21 protein-coding genes and 2 pseudogenes are annotated in these 17,792 nt (G+C 33.2%); 20 read left to right on the top strand and 3 right to left on the bottom strand.

The window, feature by feature from the left end:
* Positions 1-127 precede the first annotated feature (127 nt).
* From recQ to RCJ96_RS15420, 3 genes are all read left to right on the top strand, one after another.
* Positions 128-2,245 carry a DNA helicase RecQ gene (recQ, locus tag RCJ96_RS15430; RefSeq protein WP_416504565.1) on the top strand — a complete coding sequence of 706 codons (2,118 nt, stop codon included), beginning with the start codon at positions 128-130 and terminating at the stop codon, positions 2,243-2,245.
* A gap of 25 nt (positions 2,246-2,270) precedes the next feature.
* On the top strand, positions 2,271-2,654 hold the full coding sequence (locus RCJ96_RS15425; protein ID WP_076870772.1) for a gamma-glutamylcyclotransferase family protein: 384 nt from the start codon (positions 2,271-2,273) through the stop codon (positions 2,652-2,654).
* A gap of 184 nt (positions 2,655-2,838) precedes the next feature.
* Entirely contained in the window at positions 2,839-3,582 is a 744-nt protein-coding gene (locus tag RCJ96_RS15420) for a class I SAM-dependent methyltransferase (RefSeq protein WP_001004298.1), read from the top strand.
* Positions 3,583-3,601: 19 nt separating this feature from the next.
* On the opposite strand, the gene RCJ96_RS15415 is transcribed toward RCJ96_RS15420, so the two are convergent.
* On the bottom strand, positions 3,602-4,468 hold the full coding sequence (locus RCJ96_RS15415) for a CPBP family glutamic-type intramembrane protease (protein ID WP_074608618.1): 867 nt from the start codon (positions 4,466-4,468) through the stop codon (positions 3,602-3,604).
* Positions 4,469-4,831: 363 nt separating this feature from the next.
* Between RCJ96_RS15415 and RCJ96_RS15410 the strand changes: the two genes are divergently transcribed.
* From RCJ96_RS15410 to RCJ96_RS15375, 8 genes and pseudogenes are all read left to right on the top strand, one after another.
* On the top strand, positions 4,832-6,901 hold the full coding sequence (locus RCJ96_RS15410) for a HelD family protein (RefSeq protein WP_416504564.1): 2,070 nt from the start codon (positions 4,832-4,834) through the stop codon (positions 6,899-6,901).
* A 62-nt stretch (positions 6,902-6,963) separates the two neighbouring features.
* Complete coding sequence (locus tag RCJ96_RS15405; protein WP_242303798.1) at positions 6,964-7,296, top strand: DUF952 domain-containing protein; 333 nt, start codon at positions 6,964-6,966, stop codon at positions 7,294-7,296.
* A 169-nt stretch (positions 7,297-7,465) separates the two neighbouring features.
* Positions 7,466-7,813 (top strand): PadR family transcriptional regulator, encoded by a 348-nt coding sequence (locus RCJ96_RS15400; protein ID WP_074608623.1) that lies wholly within the window; start codon positions 7,466-7,468, stop codon positions 7,811-7,813.
* Complete coding sequence (locus RCJ96_RS15395; protein WP_242303799.1) at positions 7,800-8,810, top strand: HAAS signaling domain-containing protein; 1,011 nt, start codon at positions 7,800-7,802, stop codon at positions 8,808-8,810. Before RCJ96_RS15400 ends, RCJ96_RS15395 begins: the two co-directional genes overlap by 14 nt.
* A 34-nt stretch (positions 8,811-8,844) precedes the next feature.
* Positions 8,845-9,357, top strand: coding sequence for a GNAT family N-acetyltransferase (locus tag RCJ96_RS15390; protein ID WP_242303800.1), 513 nt, complete (start codon positions 8,845-8,847; stop codon positions 9,355-9,357).
* A 242-nt stretch (positions 9,358-9,599) separates the two neighbouring features.
* Positions 9,600-9,755 (top strand): annotated as a pseudogene (locus tag RCJ96_RS15385) (serine hydrolase); the annotation flags it as partial.
* Positions 9,752-10,114, top strand: coding sequence for a hypothetical protein (locus RCJ96_RS15380; RefSeq protein WP_074567961.1), 363 nt, complete (start codon positions 9,752-9,754; stop codon positions 10,112-10,114). The pseudogene RCJ96_RS15385 and the gene RCJ96_RS15380, both read left to right, overlap by 4 nt.
* Before the next feature lie 26 nt (positions 10,115-10,140).
* Complete coding sequence (locus RCJ96_RS15375) at positions 10,141-10,557, top strand: GNAT family N-acetyltransferase (protein ID WP_044792169.1); 417 nt, start codon at positions 10,141-10,143, stop codon at positions 10,555-10,557.
* 140 nt (positions 10,558-10,697) lie between these two features.
* Here RCJ96_RS15375 and RCJ96_RS15370 read toward each other — a convergent pair whose 3' ends face one another.
* Positions 10,698-10,910, bottom strand: coding sequence for a DUF3006 domain-containing protein (locus RCJ96_RS15370; RefSeq protein WP_416504563.1), 213 nt, complete (start codon positions 10,908-10,910; stop codon positions 10,698-10,700).
* 2 nt (positions 10,911-10,912) lie between these two features.
* Positions 10,913-12,298: an S-layer homology domain-containing protein gene (locus RCJ96_RS15365; protein ID WP_270795845.1), complete on the bottom strand. Its 1,386-nt coding sequence runs from the start codon at positions 12,296-12,298 to the stop codon at positions 10,913-10,915.
* Between the two features lie 247 nt (positions 12,299-12,545).
* Between RCJ96_RS15365 and RCJ96_RS15360 the strand changes: the two genes are divergently transcribed.
* The 9 genes and pseudogenes from RCJ96_RS15360 to RCJ96_RS15320 all read left to right on the top strand — a co-directional run bounded on the left by RCJ96_RS15360 (position 12,546) and on the right by RCJ96_RS15320 (position 17,784).
* Positions 12,546-12,950, top strand: coding sequence for a GNAT family N-acetyltransferase (locus RCJ96_RS15360; RefSeq protein WP_000288943.1), 405 nt, complete (start codon positions 12,546-12,548; stop codon positions 12,948-12,950).
* 15 nt (positions 12,951-12,965) lie between these two features.
* Positions 12,966-13,301 (top strand): MmcQ/YjbR family DNA-binding protein, encoded by a 336-nt coding sequence (locus RCJ96_RS15355; RefSeq protein WP_074608633.1) that lies wholly within the window; start codon positions 12,966-12,968, stop codon positions 13,299-13,301.
* Positions 13,302-13,376: 75 nt separating this feature from the next.
* Positions 13,377-14,180, top strand: a complete 804-nt coding sequence (locus tag RCJ96_RS15350; RefSeq protein ID WP_416504562.1) for a DUF1835 domain-containing protein — start codon at positions 13,377-13,379, stop codon at positions 14,178-14,180.
* A 104-nt stretch (positions 14,181-14,284) separates the two neighbouring features.
* Positions 14,285-14,422 (top strand): annotated as a pseudogene (locus RCJ96_RS15345) (MmcQ/YjbR family DNA-binding protein); the annotation flags it as partial.
* Positions 14,423-14,443: 21 nt separating this feature from the next.
* Complete coding sequence (locus tag RCJ96_RS15340) at positions 14,444-15,151, top strand: class I SAM-dependent methyltransferase (RefSeq protein ID WP_242303803.1); 708 nt, start codon at positions 14,444-14,446, stop codon at positions 15,149-15,151.
* A 65-nt stretch (positions 15,152-15,216) separates the two neighbouring features.
* Positions 15,217-15,603 carry a ribosomal maturation YjgA family protein gene (locus RCJ96_RS15335; protein ID WP_242303804.1) on the top strand — a complete coding sequence of 129 codons (387 nt, stop codon included), beginning with the start codon at positions 15,217-15,219 and terminating at the stop codon, positions 15,601-15,603.
* Between the two features lie 26 nt (positions 15,604-15,629).
* Positions 15,630-16,553: a phosphotransferase enzyme family protein gene (locus RCJ96_RS15330; RefSeq protein WP_074608649.1), complete on the top strand. Its 924-nt coding sequence runs from the start codon at positions 15,630-15,632 to the stop codon at positions 16,551-16,553.
* A gap of 2 nt (positions 16,554-16,555) precedes the next feature.
* Positions 16,556-17,074 carry a DNA topology modulation protein gene (locus tag RCJ96_RS15325; RefSeq protein ID WP_416504561.1) on the top strand — a complete coding sequence of 173 codons (519 nt, stop codon included), beginning with the start codon at positions 16,556-16,558 and terminating at the stop codon, positions 17,072-17,074.
* 65 nt (positions 17,075-17,139) lie between these two features.
* On the top strand, positions 17,140-17,784 hold the full coding sequence (locus tag RCJ96_RS15320) for a formylglycine-generating enzyme family protein (protein ID WP_416504583.1): 645 nt from the start codon (positions 17,140-17,142) through the stop codon (positions 17,782-17,784).
* The last annotated feature ends 8 nt before the right edge of the window (positions 17,785-17,792 follow it).

Here is a 17,792-nt window from a genome sequence, read left to right as displayed (position 1 = left end):
TAAAACGTAAAGAAGCATAAAGTAATGAAAAAGCAGGCTGATAGTCATGTATTCATCACTTTCATGATGCATAAGAGATGATATAATAGGAGTAGATGAAAGATAAAGAAAAGCAGGTGACTCTTTTTTGTTTACAAAAGCACAAGAACTTTTAGCGTCTTATTTCGGTTATTCGTCATTCCGAAGAGGACAAGATGAAACAATTAAAAATGTATTAGATGGGAAAGATACTGTCTGTATTATGCCTACGGGCGGTGGTAAGTCAATTTGTTATCAAATTCCCGCATTAGTATTTGAAGGAACAACGTTAGTTATATCGCCTTTAATATCACTTATGAAAGACCAAGTAGATACATTAGTACAAAATGGTATTTCAGCTACATATATTAATAGTTCTATTTCGAGTACAGAAGCGAATCAACGAATTCAATTAGCGAAACAGGGCCATTATAAGTTACTTTATGTAGCGCCAGAGCGACTTGATTCAATGGAGTTTGTTGACCAACTGATCGATATGAAAATCCCGATGATTGCCATTGATGAGGCGCACTGTATTTCGCAGTGGGGACATGATTTCCGTCCGAGTTATTTACATATACACCGTATATTAGATTATCTTCCAGAAAAGCCGCTCGTATTAGCATTAACTGCTACGGCAACACCACAAGTTCGTGATGATATTTGCAACACGCTTGGAATTAATCAAGAAAACACGATTATGACAACGTTTGAGCGCGAGAACTTATCATTTTCTGTTATTAAAGGACAAGATCGTCATGCATATTTAGCGGATTATATTCGTCAAAATCAAAAGGAATCTGGGATTATATATGCAGCTACTAGAAAAGTAGTTGATCAGTTGTATGAGGATTTAATGAAAGCGGGAGTTTCTGTATCAAAATATCATGCCGGTATGAGTGATAACGATCGAAATGAGCAACAAGAACTCTTTTTACGTGATGAAGTGAGTGTAATGGTAGCCACATCTGCGTTTGGGATGGGTATTGATAAATCGAATATTCGTTACGTTATCCATTATCAACTTCCAAAAAATATGGAAAGTTATTACCAAGAAGCAGGACGTGCTGGCCGTGACGGATTAGATAGTGCATGTATATTGCTTTATTCTTCTCAAGATGTACAAGTACAACGCTTTTTAATTGATCAATCGACAGGAGAGTCTCGTTTTTCAAATGAACTTGAAAAACTGCAAAATATGACTGACTACTGTCATACAGAACAATGTTTACAATCATTTATTTTGCAATACTTTGGAGAAGAACCAAAAGAAGATTGTGGCCGCTGCGGTAATTGTACAGACGACCGAGAAAGTATCGATGTGACGAGAGAATCGCAAATGGTTTTATCTTGTATGATTAGGACGAACCAACGATTTGGTAAACAAATGATTGCACAAGTACTAACTGGATCTAAAAATAAGAAAGTCATTGAATTTAATTTTCATACTTTGCCAACTTACGGACTTTTATCAAATCGTAGTGTAAAAGAAGTGAGTGAATTTATTGAGTTTTTAATTTCAGACGAGCTAATTGCAGTTGAACATGGTACTTACCCGACATTAAAAGTAACAGAAAAAGGGAAAGAAGTGTTACTTGGTAAAGAGAATGTTTTACGTAAAGAACGAGTAGAGACAAGACAAATCGTTCAAGATCATCCTTTATTTGAAGTACTTCGCGAAGTACGTAAAGAAATTGCGCAAGGAGAAGGGGTACCTCCATTCGTTATTTTCTCTGACCAAACGTTGAAAGATATGTGTGCAAAAATGCCGCAAAGCGATTCTGAACTTTTAACTGTGAAAGGGATTGGTGAACACAAACTTGTGAAGTATGGTTCGCACTTCTTACAAGCAGTTCAGCACTTTATTGAGGAAAACCCAAACTATGCTGAAACTATTAAAACAGAAGTGGTGACAGAGCGGAAGAAATCAGGGAAAGCTTCAGCAAATTCTCATTTGGAAACGTATGAAATGTATAAACAAGGTATTGATCTAGATGAAATTGCGAAAGAACGTGGCTTATCAAGACAAACGATTGAAAATCATTTAATTCGTTGTTTTGAAGATGGAATGGAAGTAGACTGGAACAGTTTTGTTCCTGCAGAATACGAACAACTGATTGAAACTGCTGTGCAAAATGCTGAGGGTGGTTTGAAATCTATAAAGGAACAACTTCCGAATGAAGTGAGTTACTTTATGATTCGTGCTTATTTACAAATTAGAAAGTAGTGACATGTAAAGGAGATAGGGATTAATGCATCACGTTTTTGTATATGGCACGTTAAGAAAAAAGCAAACGAATGCTCATTATATGCAAAGTGCAATATGCATTGCAGACAAAGCATGGACGTATGGGGAATTATTTGATACAAACGAAGGGTATCCGGCGATGACTTATTCGAATGAAGAAAAGGTGTATGGAGAAGTTTATGAAGTAAATGATGACATATTGCGTAAGTTAGACGAACTAGAAGAATATACAGGTAATGCAGAGACGGATTTATATGAACGAATCACACAAATAGTATTTGATGGTGATAGGGAAATAGAGGCATATGTGTATATCGCTCAAGATAAAAATATGCTAAAGAAAGTTATCATTTCTGGTGATTGGTTGAAGTATCAACAAGGGAAATAATAGCAGCCATAGAGCAGATAGTGGAATTTTCCATTATCTGCTCCTTTATTTTTGGTGCTTTAAAAATTCTTATTATTTAGATAAAATGTAAATATAGGGAAATCAAAAGGAGGATTTTTCATGGGTATCAGAAATTTAGTTTCTCACCTGTAGTAGAAAAATAACGTACAGGAGGAGAATAATAATGAACGAATTAAATGTAAAAGAATTTTATAAAAAACAATTTGAATTACTAAGCTATGATATAAAAAATGAAAATTGGTTAAAGGAAGTTGCGAAAGAAGTACAAGAACAAATTGGATATCCATTTCAAACGATGTTAGAACTAGGAGCTGGAAATGGTGGTTTTGCAAGAGCGATGTCTAATTTGAATGTAAAAATGACTACTGTTGAGCTTGTACCAGAGTTAGTTATGTTTGCTAAAGAACATTCTACTAACGACATTGTGATTCATTGTGCTGACTTTTATAAAATTAACTTTGAAGAAAAGTTTGATGTTGTTAGTTATTTAGACGGATTTGGTGTGGGAACAGATGAAGAACAATTGGTTTTATTAAAGCGAATCCATAATTGGTTGAAAGATGATGGGTGTGCACTTATTGATATTTATCAACCATTATATTGGGAAAAAGCAAATGGACAAGAAATGCCGATTTATTCTGCAATGCGAAAATATGAATATGATAGTGAAAATGCTAGGATGCTGGACCACTGGTGGGAAAAGGATTCTTCAAATGATATCGTGACACAATCTTTACGTTGCTATACGATAGATGAGATTAGTAATTTATGTGCAGAGGCTCGTTTCAGTATAGTTGGGATTTTCCCAGGAGGAGCGTATGACTTTGAAGAGAGGAAATATAAAGAGCAAGCGTCTTTAAATGAATGTTTATCATATCGAATAAAAGTAAAAAAGAGTAAGGATTAATTCCTTACTCTTTTTGCTTCTATAGTGTGAATAATTGATTATCTTTCGTATTTAATTGTCGTTCTTTTTTTATTCTCATAGATCTTAGTACGATCCCAATTCCAAGAAATATAATAGTAGCAACGACTCCGCTAATAGGGTTTAACCAAAAATCACTGCTGTTAGTAAGTGTAATGATCCCTGTTATTGTAACTAAAACAGTAGGAACGGCATCTTCAATTGCATGCATGATAACGCATGGCCATACTGACTTTGTAAGTCTATATATTTCAACATACATAATAGACCAAGAAACCATAAGTATACAGCCTGATAAAAGCATATGTAACCTTGAAATAGATTCAAAATATTCATTTGGTAAAAAGACTAAATAATAAGCGGCATGCCAAAGAGCCCAAACTAAACCAGAAATAATATAAATAAACCAATCGTTTAACTTTAGTTCAATGAGCTTAGGAGTTAAATAACCGCGCCATGAAAACTCTTCAAAAATATTTTTAATAAAGTTACCAATAGTAGACATGAATATAAGTGACAATAACGAATATATTTCAAAACTAGTTATGTTAGCTACTCCAAAAATAAGTGCTAAACTTATCGTTATTACTGTAACGAACGGATAAATTAGTATCGCAACGAAGTACCATTTAAAGTTTGCCTTCAAATTTAGTTTTATACCAAAATCATTCCAATCTCGGCTAATAACTCTAAGGAAAATACATGAGAGGAAAGGTAATATTAGCCACAGTCCCATGCCTAAAGAGTTTCCTTCAGGCTGATCTGTTAGAAAAGAATCTAGAATTACGCCAATCCAGCCACTTGCCAATACAATGAACACAAAAATAAGTAAATGTAACTTAATGGGTTTTCTTTTGGTAGCAGTCATTTTGAATAGACTCCTTTACTTTTATTTTTGTTTTTGTGATTTTAGTTATTTTATAAATGAAATAATAGATATCTAGAAAAGAAGCTGGAGAGTATGTAAGGGGAACTTAGTTAGATAGTATAAAGTCCTTTTATCAATAGAAAATAGCAGCTTTTGTATAAATCACTTTATTATATGTGTAGTTGTATGTTTTAGATGTTATATATTCTTATCATGTAAAAATATCATTTGAATTTCAATATTAGAAAGGTGAAAAGTAAGTTTTTTCAGAAAAAACAAATTAAGTCCTTGACTTTATAATTGGATTTTTAATACAATTATATTTCGACTGAAAAATTAGAACGGACAGGAGGGAATCATCTAATGAACAACATTTTTGAAGAAGAGTTACAAAAAATGAAAGATACATTACGTACGATGGATGATCAATTAGAACAGCTTGAAAAAATTCCAGTTTATTATGGCGATGATTTTAAAGAGCAAATTCTTGAAAGTATGAGGGAGTCTAATAGACAAAACTTACGTATTGGTGTACAAGAACCGTACTTTGGAAGGTTAGATTTTCAAGAGGATGGCAAGGAAGAAGTTATGCCGATCTACATCGGTAAGGTAGGTGTTTCAGATAAAGATACGATGAAACCAATTGTAATTGATTGGCGGGCACCTGTCGCAAGTATGTTTTATTCATTTACCGGCGGTGATGAATTAGCGTTTTATCAATCACCAGACGGATTAGTAGAAGGTGATGTTTATTTAAAGCGAAACATCTCTATTCGAAAAAGAGAATTAGAACGTGTTGTTGATACATATGTAAAAGGAAATGAAGATGTCTCGCATGCCGATGATTTTCTTCTATATCGATTAGGTGAGAATAAAGATAATAAACTAAAGGATATTGTTTCGACGATACAATCGGAGCAAAATGATATTATTCGTGCGGAAAGAAACTTACCATTACTTATTCAAGGGGTTGCAGGAAGCGGTAAAACAACAATCGCTTTACATCGCCTTGCTTTTTTAATTTATGAATATCGTGAGCAATTAGAAGCGGAGCGAATGATTGTTTTCGCTCCGAATAGTCTGTTTTTAGACTATATTTCGAGTGTACTTCCTGAATTAGGTGTAGGGAATATTAGTCAAACAACATTTCTGGACTGGGCATTACGTACATTAGATGATTCGGTGAAACTGAAGCAGACAGAAGAAAAGTTGAAAGAAGCATTTTCTATTAATCGTGATGAAAGAAAGGTTATGCTTGGTAAATTGAAAGGTACGCTAGAATTTAAGTCCTTTATTGAAGAGCAAATGGTTCAAATTGAAAAAGAACTAGTATCAACAAGTAAATTTGAGGCATGGGATAAAGCTGTTATTCCAGTGGAAGATATTAAAAAGTGGATGCAAGTCGAATATAAACACTATCCATTAAAGAAAAGAAGAGAACGTCTAGTCGGCCGAATGAAACGCTGGATTGAAATTGAACTGAAAAAGTATGGAGAAACAAACGAGAAAAAATTACTCAAAAAAGAAGCAACTAAAAGATTGAACACTTACATGAAGTTTTGGCCGAAAATGAGTGCTCTTTCACTGTATAGTTCAATATTAAAAAGTAAGGAAATACTCGAAGTATTACCTGAAGAACTTGTTAAAGAAACAGAAAAGAATTGTCGTAAAAAAGAAGTGTATGTAGAAGATTTACCTGCTTTAATATACATACATCACCGCATCACAGGTATTGAAATTGGACAAAAGTTTCATCACGTCGTTATCGATGAAGCGCAAGATTTCTCGCCATTCCAAGTTTATGTATTAAAAGAAATTACACTAGGTAACTCTTTCACTATATTAGGTGATTTATCTCAAGCGATTTATGATTATCAAGGGATTGAAGATTGGAGTGCGTTTAAGGAAGTGTTCCAAGAAACAGGTTATTATGAACTGACGAGAAGTTATCGTTCTACAAAAGAAATTATTGAATTCGCAAATGAGATAATAAAAAATGCAGAAATTCCTGTAGGGCTTGCAATGCCAGTTTTCCGTAGTGGAGAAGAAGTAAAAGTAATTCATACAGAAGATCAGTTTACTGAAATTTTGAAGACATTAAAACAGCTACAAAATGCAGATGTGAAAACAATTGCGGTAATCGGAAGAACAGACGATGAATGCCGCGATATGTATGAGAAATTAACGAATGCAGGATTGACTGTAAACGTCATTGAAGCAGATCAAAGTAAATATGAAGGGGGCATTTCGGTAGTACCTGTATACTTAGCGAAAGGGTTAGAATTTGATGCTGTTCTACTCATTGATGTCGATGAAGAACATTATAAAAATACGAAACACGATGCGAAGTTATTATATGTCGGATGTACAAGGTCGCTTCATGATTTATGGATTTTCCATAGCGGGGAAGCATCTCCATTAATTAAGAAGTAAAAATTCAAATGGTTTTTTAATAGAGAAGCATCTTATTTTATAAAAATATAGGGGACATGATAATGATTACAAAAGTAATAACAAAAAGAAATTGGGAAATCGCAAAAACAACTGGAGAAATTAATGAAAAATCACTAATAGAAGAGAGATTTATCCACTGTTCATTTTTAGAACAAGCTTTAAACGTTGCTCAAAAACATTTCGTTCATGAAGAAGATGTTTTATTACTTACAATTAATCCAGCCGTTGTAAAAGCAGAAATAAAATATGAACTTGCTTCTAACGGCCAAGAATATCCGCATGTTTACGGAGCAATTAATATAGATGCAATTATAGATGTTGTTCCATTCCCTAAGGGAAAAGGGGAATTTATATTACCAGAGTTACAAAGGTAAGCGTGTTACAAGTAAATAATTTAGTTAGAAAAGCACAAATCATATAGTTTGTGCTTTTTATTATCCGTTTTTTGGTAAAATATTGTTGTTTTTTTCACACTAATACTGTACGATACATAGTATAAAACACATACTGTATGACATATAGTAATGGAAATGAGGTGAACACATGGATGCTTTATTAAATTCATTAATTACTGAACTAAGAAGAGGTACATTAACATTAGCGGTTTTAAGTCAATTAAGAACGCCGCAGTATGGGTATTCACTTGTCCAATTATTAGAGAAATCAGGAATCGCAATTGATCAAAGTACTTTATATCCACTACTTCGCCGGTTAGAAAAGCAAGAGCTAGTGACGAGTAGTTGGGATAAAACAGAGAGTAGGCCTCGTAAGTACTATGTTTTGAGTGAATACGGATTAGAGATATTCCAACAGTTGAAAAAGGAATGGATAAAGGATTCGAAAGAACTTTATAACTTATTAAAGGAGGAGGACAAGAATGAATTTAATTGATATTTATGTCGAGGAAGTAGCGAAGAGATTACCTGAAAAAAATCGTGAAGATATTATTCTTGAGCTACGGTCAACAATTGAGGATATGTTGCCTGATGATTATAATGAAGATGATGAAAAAAGAGTTCTTGAAAAATTGGGGAGTCCGGTTTCATTAGCTAATGGATATTTGGATAGACCGATGCATTTAATTGGACCGCGTTATTTTGATGTATATACGACATTATTAAAAATGATCATTCCAATTGCAGTTGTTATCGCACTCATTACAATGGTTGCAGAAAATTTTTTAAGTTATACTGGTGATCAAGCAGTATTAAATGTTATTTTACAATTAATAGGTAAAGGCATTGGAGAAATTTTTGAAGTAGCCCTCCATGTATTTTTCTGGTTAACACTTGTATTTGCTATTTTAGAAAGAACGGATAAAAACAAAGATACCGAGCCGTTGACGACAAGTCTAAAAAAGTGGACGCCAGATGATTTGAAAAACATTTCGTACATTCCGAAGAAAAAAGCAATCTCCAAGTTTGAAGTTTTTGGAGGGTTAATGTGGACGGCAATATGGGGTACACTTTATTTTTATGCGAATCATCTCGTTGGCGTATACAGTGGTACGGGAAGTGGATTGAAGTTTGTCGCGCCAACGTTTAATCAAGATGTGTTACTTCAGTATTGGCCAATCGTTGTGATGATAATTGTTTTTGAAATAGCGATATCTCTTTATAAATTAGTACAGGGACAATGGACAAAAAGATTGGCAATCGGGAATGCTCTTCTTCAAATAGTTGGAACGATAGTATTCATTATAATTGTAGTAAATCCGCACATATTTACCGATGGATTTATTACGTTTGTGGCAAATGTGTTCACTATTTCTCCTGAAGAACTAAAAAAGTGGCTAATTGGTGGGGGTATTCTTATTTACGTTTTATCTGCTGCATTAAACATTTATGATGGCTTTCGAAAAGCTAGTGTTCGTGTAACAAATAGGTAGTTAAAAAGAGAACGTATATGAAAGGAAGAAAACGATGATAAGGGAAGCAACGGAAAAAGATGTACTATACATTTTAGATATTTATAATGATGCAATACTGAATACAACTGCTGTATATACGTATAAACCCGTAACCCTTGAAAATAGAATCGATTGGTATGGACAAAAAAAGGCTGAAGCTTATCCAATCTTAGTACACGAACTAGATAATAAAATAGTAGGATTTGCGACATTTGGCCCATTTAGAGCTTGGCCTGCCTATAAATATTCAATTGAACATTCTGTATACGTTAATAAGGAATATAGAAATAGAGGAATTGGGACATCTTTAATGAAAGAACTGATAGCGATTGCACGGGAAAGAGAATATATGACTTTAATTGCTGGAATTGATGCGGAAAATGAGAAAAGTATTGCTTTACATGAAAACTATGGATTTGTTCATGCAGGGACGATTAAAAAGGCTGGTTATAAGTTTAATAAATGGCTAGATTTAGCTTTTTATCAATTGGAGCTTAATGGTCCTAAAAATCCTTTAGAAGAATAGAGGTTTTTCGTAAACATGTATCTTTTAGGTAGCAAGGAGTAATTCATGCTACCTTTTTTTTATTGTAAAAGCCTATTTAATCTGCAAAAAAGGGGTTTTTACATTCTATATTGAATGATTAAAGGTGATAAAACGATATGAAATGAGGAATGAAAATGGAAACTGGAAACTGTCATTCAAAAAATGAAAGAGATACAATCTGATTATGTTGGGATAGCTATTTATTCTGCAAAAAGTAATCGTTAGGAATATTTAACAAATTCCCGTTTCTTTATGTTATTGGGGGAAAAGATTTACCTAATCGACGTGAAAATAAAGAGGTAGATGAAGCTTTTGCAGTAGCTTTGAAGTACATATACAAAGAATATAGTGAAAGCATGCTAGGAGTGAGTAATTGAAAAGAAACTTAAAGACATCAACAATCATTATGTTAATTGTAACGATTATTGCTCTTGAAGTGGGTATCGCACTATACGATCACAATTTGTCATTAGATACTATTTATTTTGCAGCGATCCTCATTTGTATTGTATTACTTTTTGGTACACGTGTTTCTGAGAAGAAAGAGAGACGAAGAAAAACAGCTCTTTTATTTTGGCCATCTATTTTACTGTCTATCGCTTGTTTTGCAGTTATAAGTTACATAAGAATAGGCTATGTTTCTGTACCAGGTATAATTGGCTTTTCATGCTTTGTTATTTATGGTGGTTTCGTATTTATTAGTATTTTAAAAAGGAAAAGTAAAAATGAGAGGTAGCTTACTAAGTTGAAAGGAAGAGATACATGAAACGCATAGAGAATGGTACTCGCATAGAAGGAGAATATATAAAGAATAAAGTCATTCAATATAACATGTCTATTTTAACAGATGAAGCAAAACAGCCGATGGAACAAGTAAGTTTTGTTCTGAAAGATGAGGCTGGGAAAATCTTTGGCGGTGTAACAGGAACGATGTATTTTTATCATCTTCATATAGATTTTTTATGGGTTGATGATTCAGTTCGTCATGATGGTTATGGTAGTCAACTATTACATAAAATTGAAGATATTGCGAAGGAAAAAGGTTGTAGATTAATATTATTAGATTCATTTAGTTTTCAAGCGCCAGAGTTTTATAAAAAGCATGGCTACCGAGAATATGGTGTTGTTGAAGATCATCCGAAAGGACATAGCCAACATTTTTTAGAGAAGAGGTTATAGTATTCGTGTTTTACAAAAAAGTGGATTTTAAAAGCATCGCCAATAAGGCGATGCTTTTTTTAGTTTATAGAAACTAATCAATCTGATGCAATTATGCGAAGAAATAGTTCGATTCGTATTACAAGGATTTTCTTTTTTTACTATTCAAATAGCTTATTCATTAAATCTTGTATTTCACGTCTTCTTTTATCTGTTTCGTCCTTATCGATCGTATACGTATTATCCTCTATTATAAGAACATCACCCTCTTTTGCAGTGGAAGGGAGTTTGGATTTAGGTACATCAATTGTTACGTTATTCACTTCAATAACTGCTAGTTCGCCTTCAAAACGGTCAATAATACCTCTCTTCATAATTATCTCTCCGTTCTTACAGAAATGTTAGAACCATCACTATTAATAATTACAGTTCCATTTAAATCAGTTCTATATACTTTAACAGACATTGCATTTAACTTTGCTAAAGTTTCCTGTGTGGGATGGCCATATCGGTTACCTGCACCTGCACTGATCACAGCGATACTTGGTTTCACTGCATCTAAAAATGGCTGAGAAGAAGAAGTCTTACTTCCATGGTGACCAGGTTTTAATACATCAGATTTTAGGTTAGAACCATATGTTGCAACCATATCTTTTTCACTTTTAGATTCAGCATCACCAGTAAATAAGAAAGATTTGCTGCCATGTGTTACTTTTAATACAGCACTCCACTCATTTAGATCGTTACCGTATTCTTTAACAGGAGCTAAAAATTGTGAGTTTAAACCATTGATTGGTAAAGTTACTCCAGACTTCGCTTCTTTAATAGTTAACCCTTTGTTAGCTACTGCAGTTAAAAAGTCTTTAAACGTTTGTGTCGTATGACTTACTTTAGGTGCGTAAACGTTTTTTACATTCATAGCATAAAGTACTTCATCCAATCCGCCTACATGATCGGCATCAGGATGAGTAGCAATCATATAATCGATAGTTTGGAATCCTAATCCTTTTAAATAATTTGCTACTACTTTACCTTTTCCGTTGTTACCACCGTCAATAAGGATCGTTTCGCCACTTGGAGATTTAATAAAAGTAGCATCACCTTGTCCTACATCAATATAATGAACTTCTAACTCACCTTTAGGATTAGGAAGAGCCGGACGGAAACTAGGTTCTAATACACGAGCTAAAAATGCAGCGAACTGTTCACGAGTTACTTTTACGCCTGGACCAAATGTACCATCAGGAAATCCAGCTGTAATATTATTTTGAGCTAAAATTTTGACATAATTGTAACCCCAATGATTAGATGGAACATCAGGGAAATTGACGTCTGCACCTGTAGGTTTCAAATTAAAAGTTTTAACTAGTACTACTGCCATTTCTGCACGAGTTAATGAACGGTCAGGGAAATAGTTTGTTTCACGTTGTACAATGTTATTATGTGCTAACTTATGTACAGAATCATAGTAATAGATACCTTTGGCTACATCGGAAAAAATATGATTATAGCTAGATGGTTTTTCTAATTTTAATGATAAATCTAGCATTAAGGCCATTTGCCCACGAGTTACATCATCACCCGGTTTAAAAGTTCCTTCTGGTGTGCCTTTAATGATACCTTTATCTGATAAATAGTTAATTTCCTTAAATGCCCAATGATTAGATTGGACATCTGGGAAAGCTTTAGCACTTGTAAGATTTGGAATGAACAATGTTAAAATCATGACAAATGCTGTTAGTAATAAACTAAACTTTTTCAAAAAATCGCCTCACTTAATGTATTTTTTACCACATTAACTTTACCATTTATTACAAGTAATTCAAAGTTTAATAGGTAAATATTTTATTAGTTGTTTTGCATTTCCATAAATTTGTTAATTTGAAATAATCTAACTTAATAGAGGGGATAGGAAAGGTATTAGAGAATTGTTTGTATTGTAAAATCCATAATATAAATTTATAAAATCGTTTATAATAATTTATATTATGTTAAATGGGAGAAAGAAAATGTACACATATAAATTACAAGATGAGAAACCAATCTGTTCAGAAAAATTAAAGAGGCTTTATGATTCTGTCGGTTGGTGGCCAGAAAGAAAAGAAATCGATATTCAAAAAATGTTAAAAAACAGTATAGCAATTGGGGTATGGAAAGAAAATGAGTTAATCGGTTTTGCTAGAGTTGTTTCAGATGGTGTTTTTCGAGCGTACCTAGAAGATGTTGTTGTGCATGAAAGTGTAAGAAATAAAGGTATTGGTGAGAAGATGCTTACAATGTTGCTTGAAGAGATATCTCATATCAATATTGTGAGCCTATTTTGTGGAGAGAAACTTATAAAGTTTTATGGTCAACAGCAATTTCAAGTGACGAAACAAATTGTGATGCACCGTAATCAAATAGTGAAAGAATAAGAGGTGACAATTAGAATGATTGCGACAAGAGCGTATTGTTTATCGAAAAGAAAAGCGACAGAAGATTCTCCTGATGGTTGGAATGCAACATGTATGAGGCTTAATAATAAAATATTTGCAATAGTAAACCATGAAGAAGGAGAAAAAGCTGCAATTACATTGAAATGTGATCCAGAACTTGCGCTAAGAGTAAGAGAAGAGTATCCAGAAACAATCATTCCGGGGTATCATATGAATAAGGTTATACGGAGTTCAAAACAGAAGACTTGTAAAAATATTAGAACGAAAAATGCATCGCTATTGAACGGCGGTGTATTTTTATCTTACAAAAATGTAATAAAAGTACGATAGTTATTTTGTAATGCCGTGCTTATACTGTTATTAAGGAAACAAAATCACATTGAATGAGCAAGGAGACTAGACATTATGACTGTTACACACATTGTATTTGGAGATTCAGCATTTGGGAATTTAAAGCACGCTTTCCAACAAAGAAATGAAAAAATTATTTGCGTGAATGATGATTTTTCAATAGGGTCGTTAAATTTTACAGACGGAATGCGAGCTAGGAAGAAATGGCTTAAAGAGGTGTTGACATCAACAGGGCAAGAATCAAACTTAGATTATGTGGAATGGGTGGAAGCAAAACTAAAGCAAAACCCAAAAATAGAAGAGGTTCCAAGTAATAGCAAGGTAGTTTTATGGTACGGAGAAAATGCTTCAGACGTTGTTGGAGTGAGTTATGTAGTAGCACTACTTCAAGACAAAGGCATAGAATTTTCAGAAGTGAATGTTACAGATTTCAGCCGCCGCATTGATTACAAAGTTCAAGATGAACAAGGCAAGGAACTGTCTCATACGCTTAAAAGTTTGGCAGAAGTGCCGTCCGAGTTTATCCTAGGTGCAATTCAAATGGAAAAAGAGTTGTCTCAAGAACAGGTTCAAGAATTAGTGCAGGATTGGGAAAACTACTCGCAATCTAACGGATTACTGAGAGTGTTGGAAAACGGAAAAATAGTTACGGAATCAGAAGATTATTATGACACAGCTATATTAGAACAGGTTACCCAAGAGTACCAACAAGCTGTTGTCATCGTTGGAGAAGTAATGGTGAAAAGCGAACAACGTATGGGCGATACTTATTTAAACTTCCGCGTGCAGCAGTTAATCAAACAAGGAAAATTGATTTCTAAAGGGAATTTCTCAAAAATGGAAATTCGTTTACCATAAATTTCAAAAAAAGGGGGCGAGGCTCCCTTTTTTTGTGCTAAAATAAATATATTATGCATCCACGGATTGGTATTAATCAAAGGAAAAAACCTAATTAAGTACAGATGAATAAAAAACATTGGAATACAGTGTATATACATAAAGATGTAGAACAAGTGCAAATTAATAAGATGATTGATTGGTCGTATGATTTAGTTCTGCAGTCATTTTCAAAGAAAAAGCAGCAAGAGTTATTAGATTAATATGTATAAGGGGTGGGTGTGTTGAAAGACACGATAAAAGGTACATATGATAAATTAGCGAGTACATATAAAGAAAATCTAGATGTGGCAAATCCATATAACAGCTATTATGAAAGACCAGCGATGATGGAGATGATTCCAAAGAATTTAGACGGGAAGAGTATACTAGATGCTGGATGTGCAGCTGGATGGTATACATCTCAATTTATAGAAAGAGGAGCAAATGTAACTGCAATTGACGTAAGTTCTGAAATGGTAAAAGCTGCAAAGGAATGTACAGGTGATAAAGCAACGTTTCTTTGTCATGACTTACAAGAAATATTACCATTTGAAGACAATACTTTTGATGTTATTGTGAGTTCGTTAACCCTTCATTATTTAGAAAATTGGAATCAAGTATTTCAGGAGTTTCGTCGAGTACTGAAGCCAGGTGGAGAATTTATATACTCCATTCATCATCCTTTTATGGACTTTACAAAGTTTACTTGTAAAAATTATTTCGAAAAACAATTATTAGTAGATACTTGGGTTAAACCAAACATTACAATTGAAGTTGAATTTTTTAGAAGGTCACTTCAAGCTATTATTAATGAAACAACAAATTATTTTATGTTAGAAAAAATGGTCGAACCAAGGCCAGTTGAAAAGATGAAAGAAGTAAATGAAAAATCTTATTACTATTTAAATACAAATCCACATTTTCTTATTGTTAAAGCAGTTAATAAATAGCTAGTAAAATGATTATATTTTACTAGCTATTTTGCAGTTATAAATGAGGAATTAGGAGTTTTGAAATGAATACGAAACGAAATAGATTACTATACGCAATGTTTACAATCCTTGTTATTATTTTAGGGCTTAGTTCAAGAAAATTTGCTTTTGCGCTGCCGGCTCTATTAAATGATTATTTAGGTGATGCTTTATGGGCGTTAATGATTTTCATTGGATTTGGATTTTTATTTCCTAAAATAGAAATGAAGAAATTGGCTTTTATTAGTTTAATGTTTTGCTACGGGATTGAAATGAGCCAATTGTACCACGCGGAATGGATAGATAATATTCGTGCAACGACTTTAGGTGGACTTGTGTTAGGGTACGGATTTTTGTGGAGTGATTTAGTTGCTTATACAATTGGTGTTGGAGTAGGGTTTATTTTTGAGTTTATTTTACAGAGGAAATAAGAGATTTGTAAAAGGGGTATTTGTTTATGGAGGACATATTAGAAATTGCAAATTTTTGGTTTGGAGATAAAGATGTCACAGCTACTGAAATAAAAGCAAACGTAACAAAGATTCATTGTAATAATAAATCTTATATTTTGAAGGAAAAGGGATCGATAAAACAGCTATTAGTTGAAATAAATCTAATAGAACAACTTGATAAAAAAGGGGTTAAAGTACAAAGAATAGTTAAAACGAGTAATAATGAAAGGTATGTATTTTACAAAAAGAAGTATTATTGTGTGTATGAATATGTTGCTGGAGATGTACTTGAAATAAAAGATATAGAAAATCTGAAAGAGCTAGGAAGCACAATCGGGGAAGAAATAGCGTATCTACATCAAGTTCTTAATTCAATAGATAGTGAAAATGGGTTCGCAAAAAGAGATTTATACAAGGTAGTATACGGTTGGGCTTTACCTATTTTAGAAAAGAATGAGCATGTTCATCAGGATGTAATTCGAAAAATGAATCAAATACATACAGATTTCAAGGAAACGATCCGCCCATTACGAAAACAAATCATTCATCGCGACATGCACTTATCAAATGTAATCTTTAAAGAGAATGAATTTCAAGGGTTTATAGATTTTGAACTGTTAGAAAAGAATATTAGAGTATTTGATTTATGTTATTGTTGTACGAGTATTTTGAGTGAATTATATAGTGATAAAGAATTAAGAGAGAAATGGCAACATATCATTAGTAAAATTTTTGAAGGGTATAATAAGCAGGGCGTTTTAACGCGAGAAGAACTACAAGCCGTTTGGTATGTTATGCTTGCTATTCAAATTATCTTTATTACTTATTTTGTTCAGTTAAAAGAATTATTAAAGTTAAATGAAGAGATGTTCTTCTGGATTTTTTTAAATAAAAAAGCTATTGAAGAATCAATAGAAAGGGGTGTATGAATATGAAAAAAATAATATTAATAGGTTCTGGTGGTTCAGGAAAATCTACATTAGCCAGGCAGTTAAGTAATAAATTAAGTATAAAAGTGCATCATCTTGATGCGTTATTTTGGAAACCGAATTGGGAAGGTGTACCGAAAGTGAAGCAAAGAAAGGTTCAAAATGAATTAGTTAAAGAAGATGAATGGATTATTGATGGGAATTATAGCGGGACAATGGACATAAGAATGAACGCAGCTGATACAATTATCTTTCTTGATATTCATAGGACAATATGTGCTTATCGTGCTATTAAAAGAGTTATACAATATCGGAATAAAACAAGACCGGATATGGGTGCTGGATGTGAGGAAAGGTTTGACTTGCAATTTTTCAAATGGATATGGGAATATCCTAAAACGAAACGACCTTCAATTTTAAAAAGGTTAAATCAATTGAGTAAGGAAAAAGATGTTATTATTTTAAAATCTCCAAATGAAGTACGACAATTTTTAAAGAAGTACGATACCATAAATAGTTAGATTATAAAAAGAATGAACATAGGGGGATAGGATTGAATAGATTCATTGACCAGGTTTATTTTAATATGGTGAAAATTCCAGCGGGAAAAGTAGAATTAAGAGATGATCGCATAAAAAAAGAATGGCAAGTTCAAATAAAACCATTTCTTCTTGCAAAGTATGTTGTAACAATGGAATTATTTTACTCAATTACAAATCGTGCACTAAATGGTAATGAAAATAATAATAAACCTGTTGTAAATATCTCATGGAATGATGCCATTATGTTTTGTAATTTACTTTCAAAAAAAGCGGGATTAAAAGAATATTATTCTATTAGTAATGGTGGTCAAATCGTTAGTTGTAATTTAGATTCAAATGGCTACCGATTGCCATCTGAGGCAGAGTGGCAATACGCATGTAAAGCAGGTACGCCAGGATATACATATGGAGAACTTCAGAAAATAGCATGGTATAATGAAAATTCAAATGGACAAATTCGTGACGTAGGTAAAAAAGAGCCGAATGCATGGGGATTGTATGATATGTTAGGGAACGTTTGGGAATGGTGCTATGATTTGTATGATGAAAAGGTGTATGGATCATACCGGATTTTTCGAGGTGGCAGTTGGGCTGAAGAAGCTAGAGGTTGCGGTGCGACTTGTCGTCGCCGTAGTCATCCTACATTTTATATAGATGACCTTGGGTTTAGGCTCGCTAGGTCCATTTAGAAGAATAA

The organism is Bacillus sp. BSL6 (genome assembly GCF_052928345.1).
Note: the sequence above shows the minus strand (reverse complement) of the source record. Positions and strands in the feature narration are given on the sequence as shown.

Excerpts from the sequence above, each read along its gene's own strand:
- RCJ96_RS15425 (WP_076870772.1), top strand. The coding sequence starts at position 2,271 with ATGCATCACGTTTTTGTATATGGCACGTTAAGAAAAAAGCAAACGAAT.
- RCJ96_RS15420 (WP_001004298.1), top strand. The coding sequence starts at position 2,839 with ATGAACGAATTAAATGTAAAAGAATTTTATAAAAAACAATTTGAATTA.
- RCJ96_RS15415 (WP_074608618.1), bottom strand. The coding sequence starts at position 4,468 with ATGACTGCTACCAAAAGAAAACCCATTAAGTTACATTTACTTATTTTT.
- RCJ96_RS15410 (WP_416504564.1), top strand. The coding sequence starts at position 4,832 with ATGAACAACATTTTTGAAGAAGAGTTACAAAAAATGAAAGATACATTA.
- RCJ96_RS15405 (WP_242303798.1), top strand. The coding sequence starts at position 6,964 with ATGATTACAAAAGTAATAACAAAAAGAAATTGGGAAATCGCAAAAACA.
- RCJ96_RS15400 (WP_074608623.1), top strand. The coding sequence starts at position 7,466 with ATGGATGCTTTATTAAATTCATTAATTACTGAACTAAGAAGAGGTACA.
- RCJ96_RS15395 (WP_242303799.1), top strand. The coding sequence starts at position 7,800 with ATGAATTTAATTGATATTTATGTCGAGGAAGTAGCGAAGAGATTACCT.
- RCJ96_RS15390 (WP_242303800.1), top strand. The coding sequence starts at position 8,845 with ATGATAAGGGAAGCAACGGAAAAAGATGTACTATACATTTTAGATATT.
- RCJ96_RS15375 (WP_044792169.1), top strand. The coding sequence starts at position 10,141 with ATGAAACGCATAGAGAATGGTACTCGCATAGAAGGAGAATATATAAAG.
- RCJ96_RS15370 (WP_416504563.1), bottom strand. The coding sequence starts at position 10,910 with ATGAAGAGAGGTATTATTGACCGTTTTGAAGGCGAACTAGCAGTTATT.
- RCJ96_RS15360 (WP_000288943.1), top strand. The coding sequence starts at position 12,546 with ATGTACACATATAAATTACAAGATGAGAAACCAATCTGTTCAGAAAAA.
- RCJ96_RS15355 (WP_074608633.1), top strand. The coding sequence starts at position 12,966 with ATGATTGCGACAAGAGCGTATTGTTTATCGAAAAGAAAAGCGACAGAA.
- RCJ96_RS15350 (WP_416504562.1), top strand. The coding sequence starts at position 13,377 with ATGACTGTTACACACATTGTATTTGGAGATTCAGCATTTGGGAATTTA.
- RCJ96_RS15335 (WP_242303804.1), top strand. The coding sequence starts at position 15,217 with ATGAATACGAAACGAAATAGATTACTATACGCAATGTTTACAATCCTT.
- RCJ96_RS15330 (WP_074608649.1), top strand. The coding sequence starts at position 15,630 with ATGGAGGACATATTAGAAATTGCAAATTTTTGGTTTGGAGATAAAGAT.
- RCJ96_RS15325 (WP_416504561.1), top strand. The coding sequence starts at position 16,556 with ATGAAAAAAATAATATTAATAGGTTCTGGTGGTTCAGGAAAATCTACA.
- RCJ96_RS15320 (WP_416504583.1), top strand. The coding sequence starts at position 17,140 with ATGGTGAAAATTCCAGCGGGAAAAGTAGAATTAAGAGATGATCGCATA.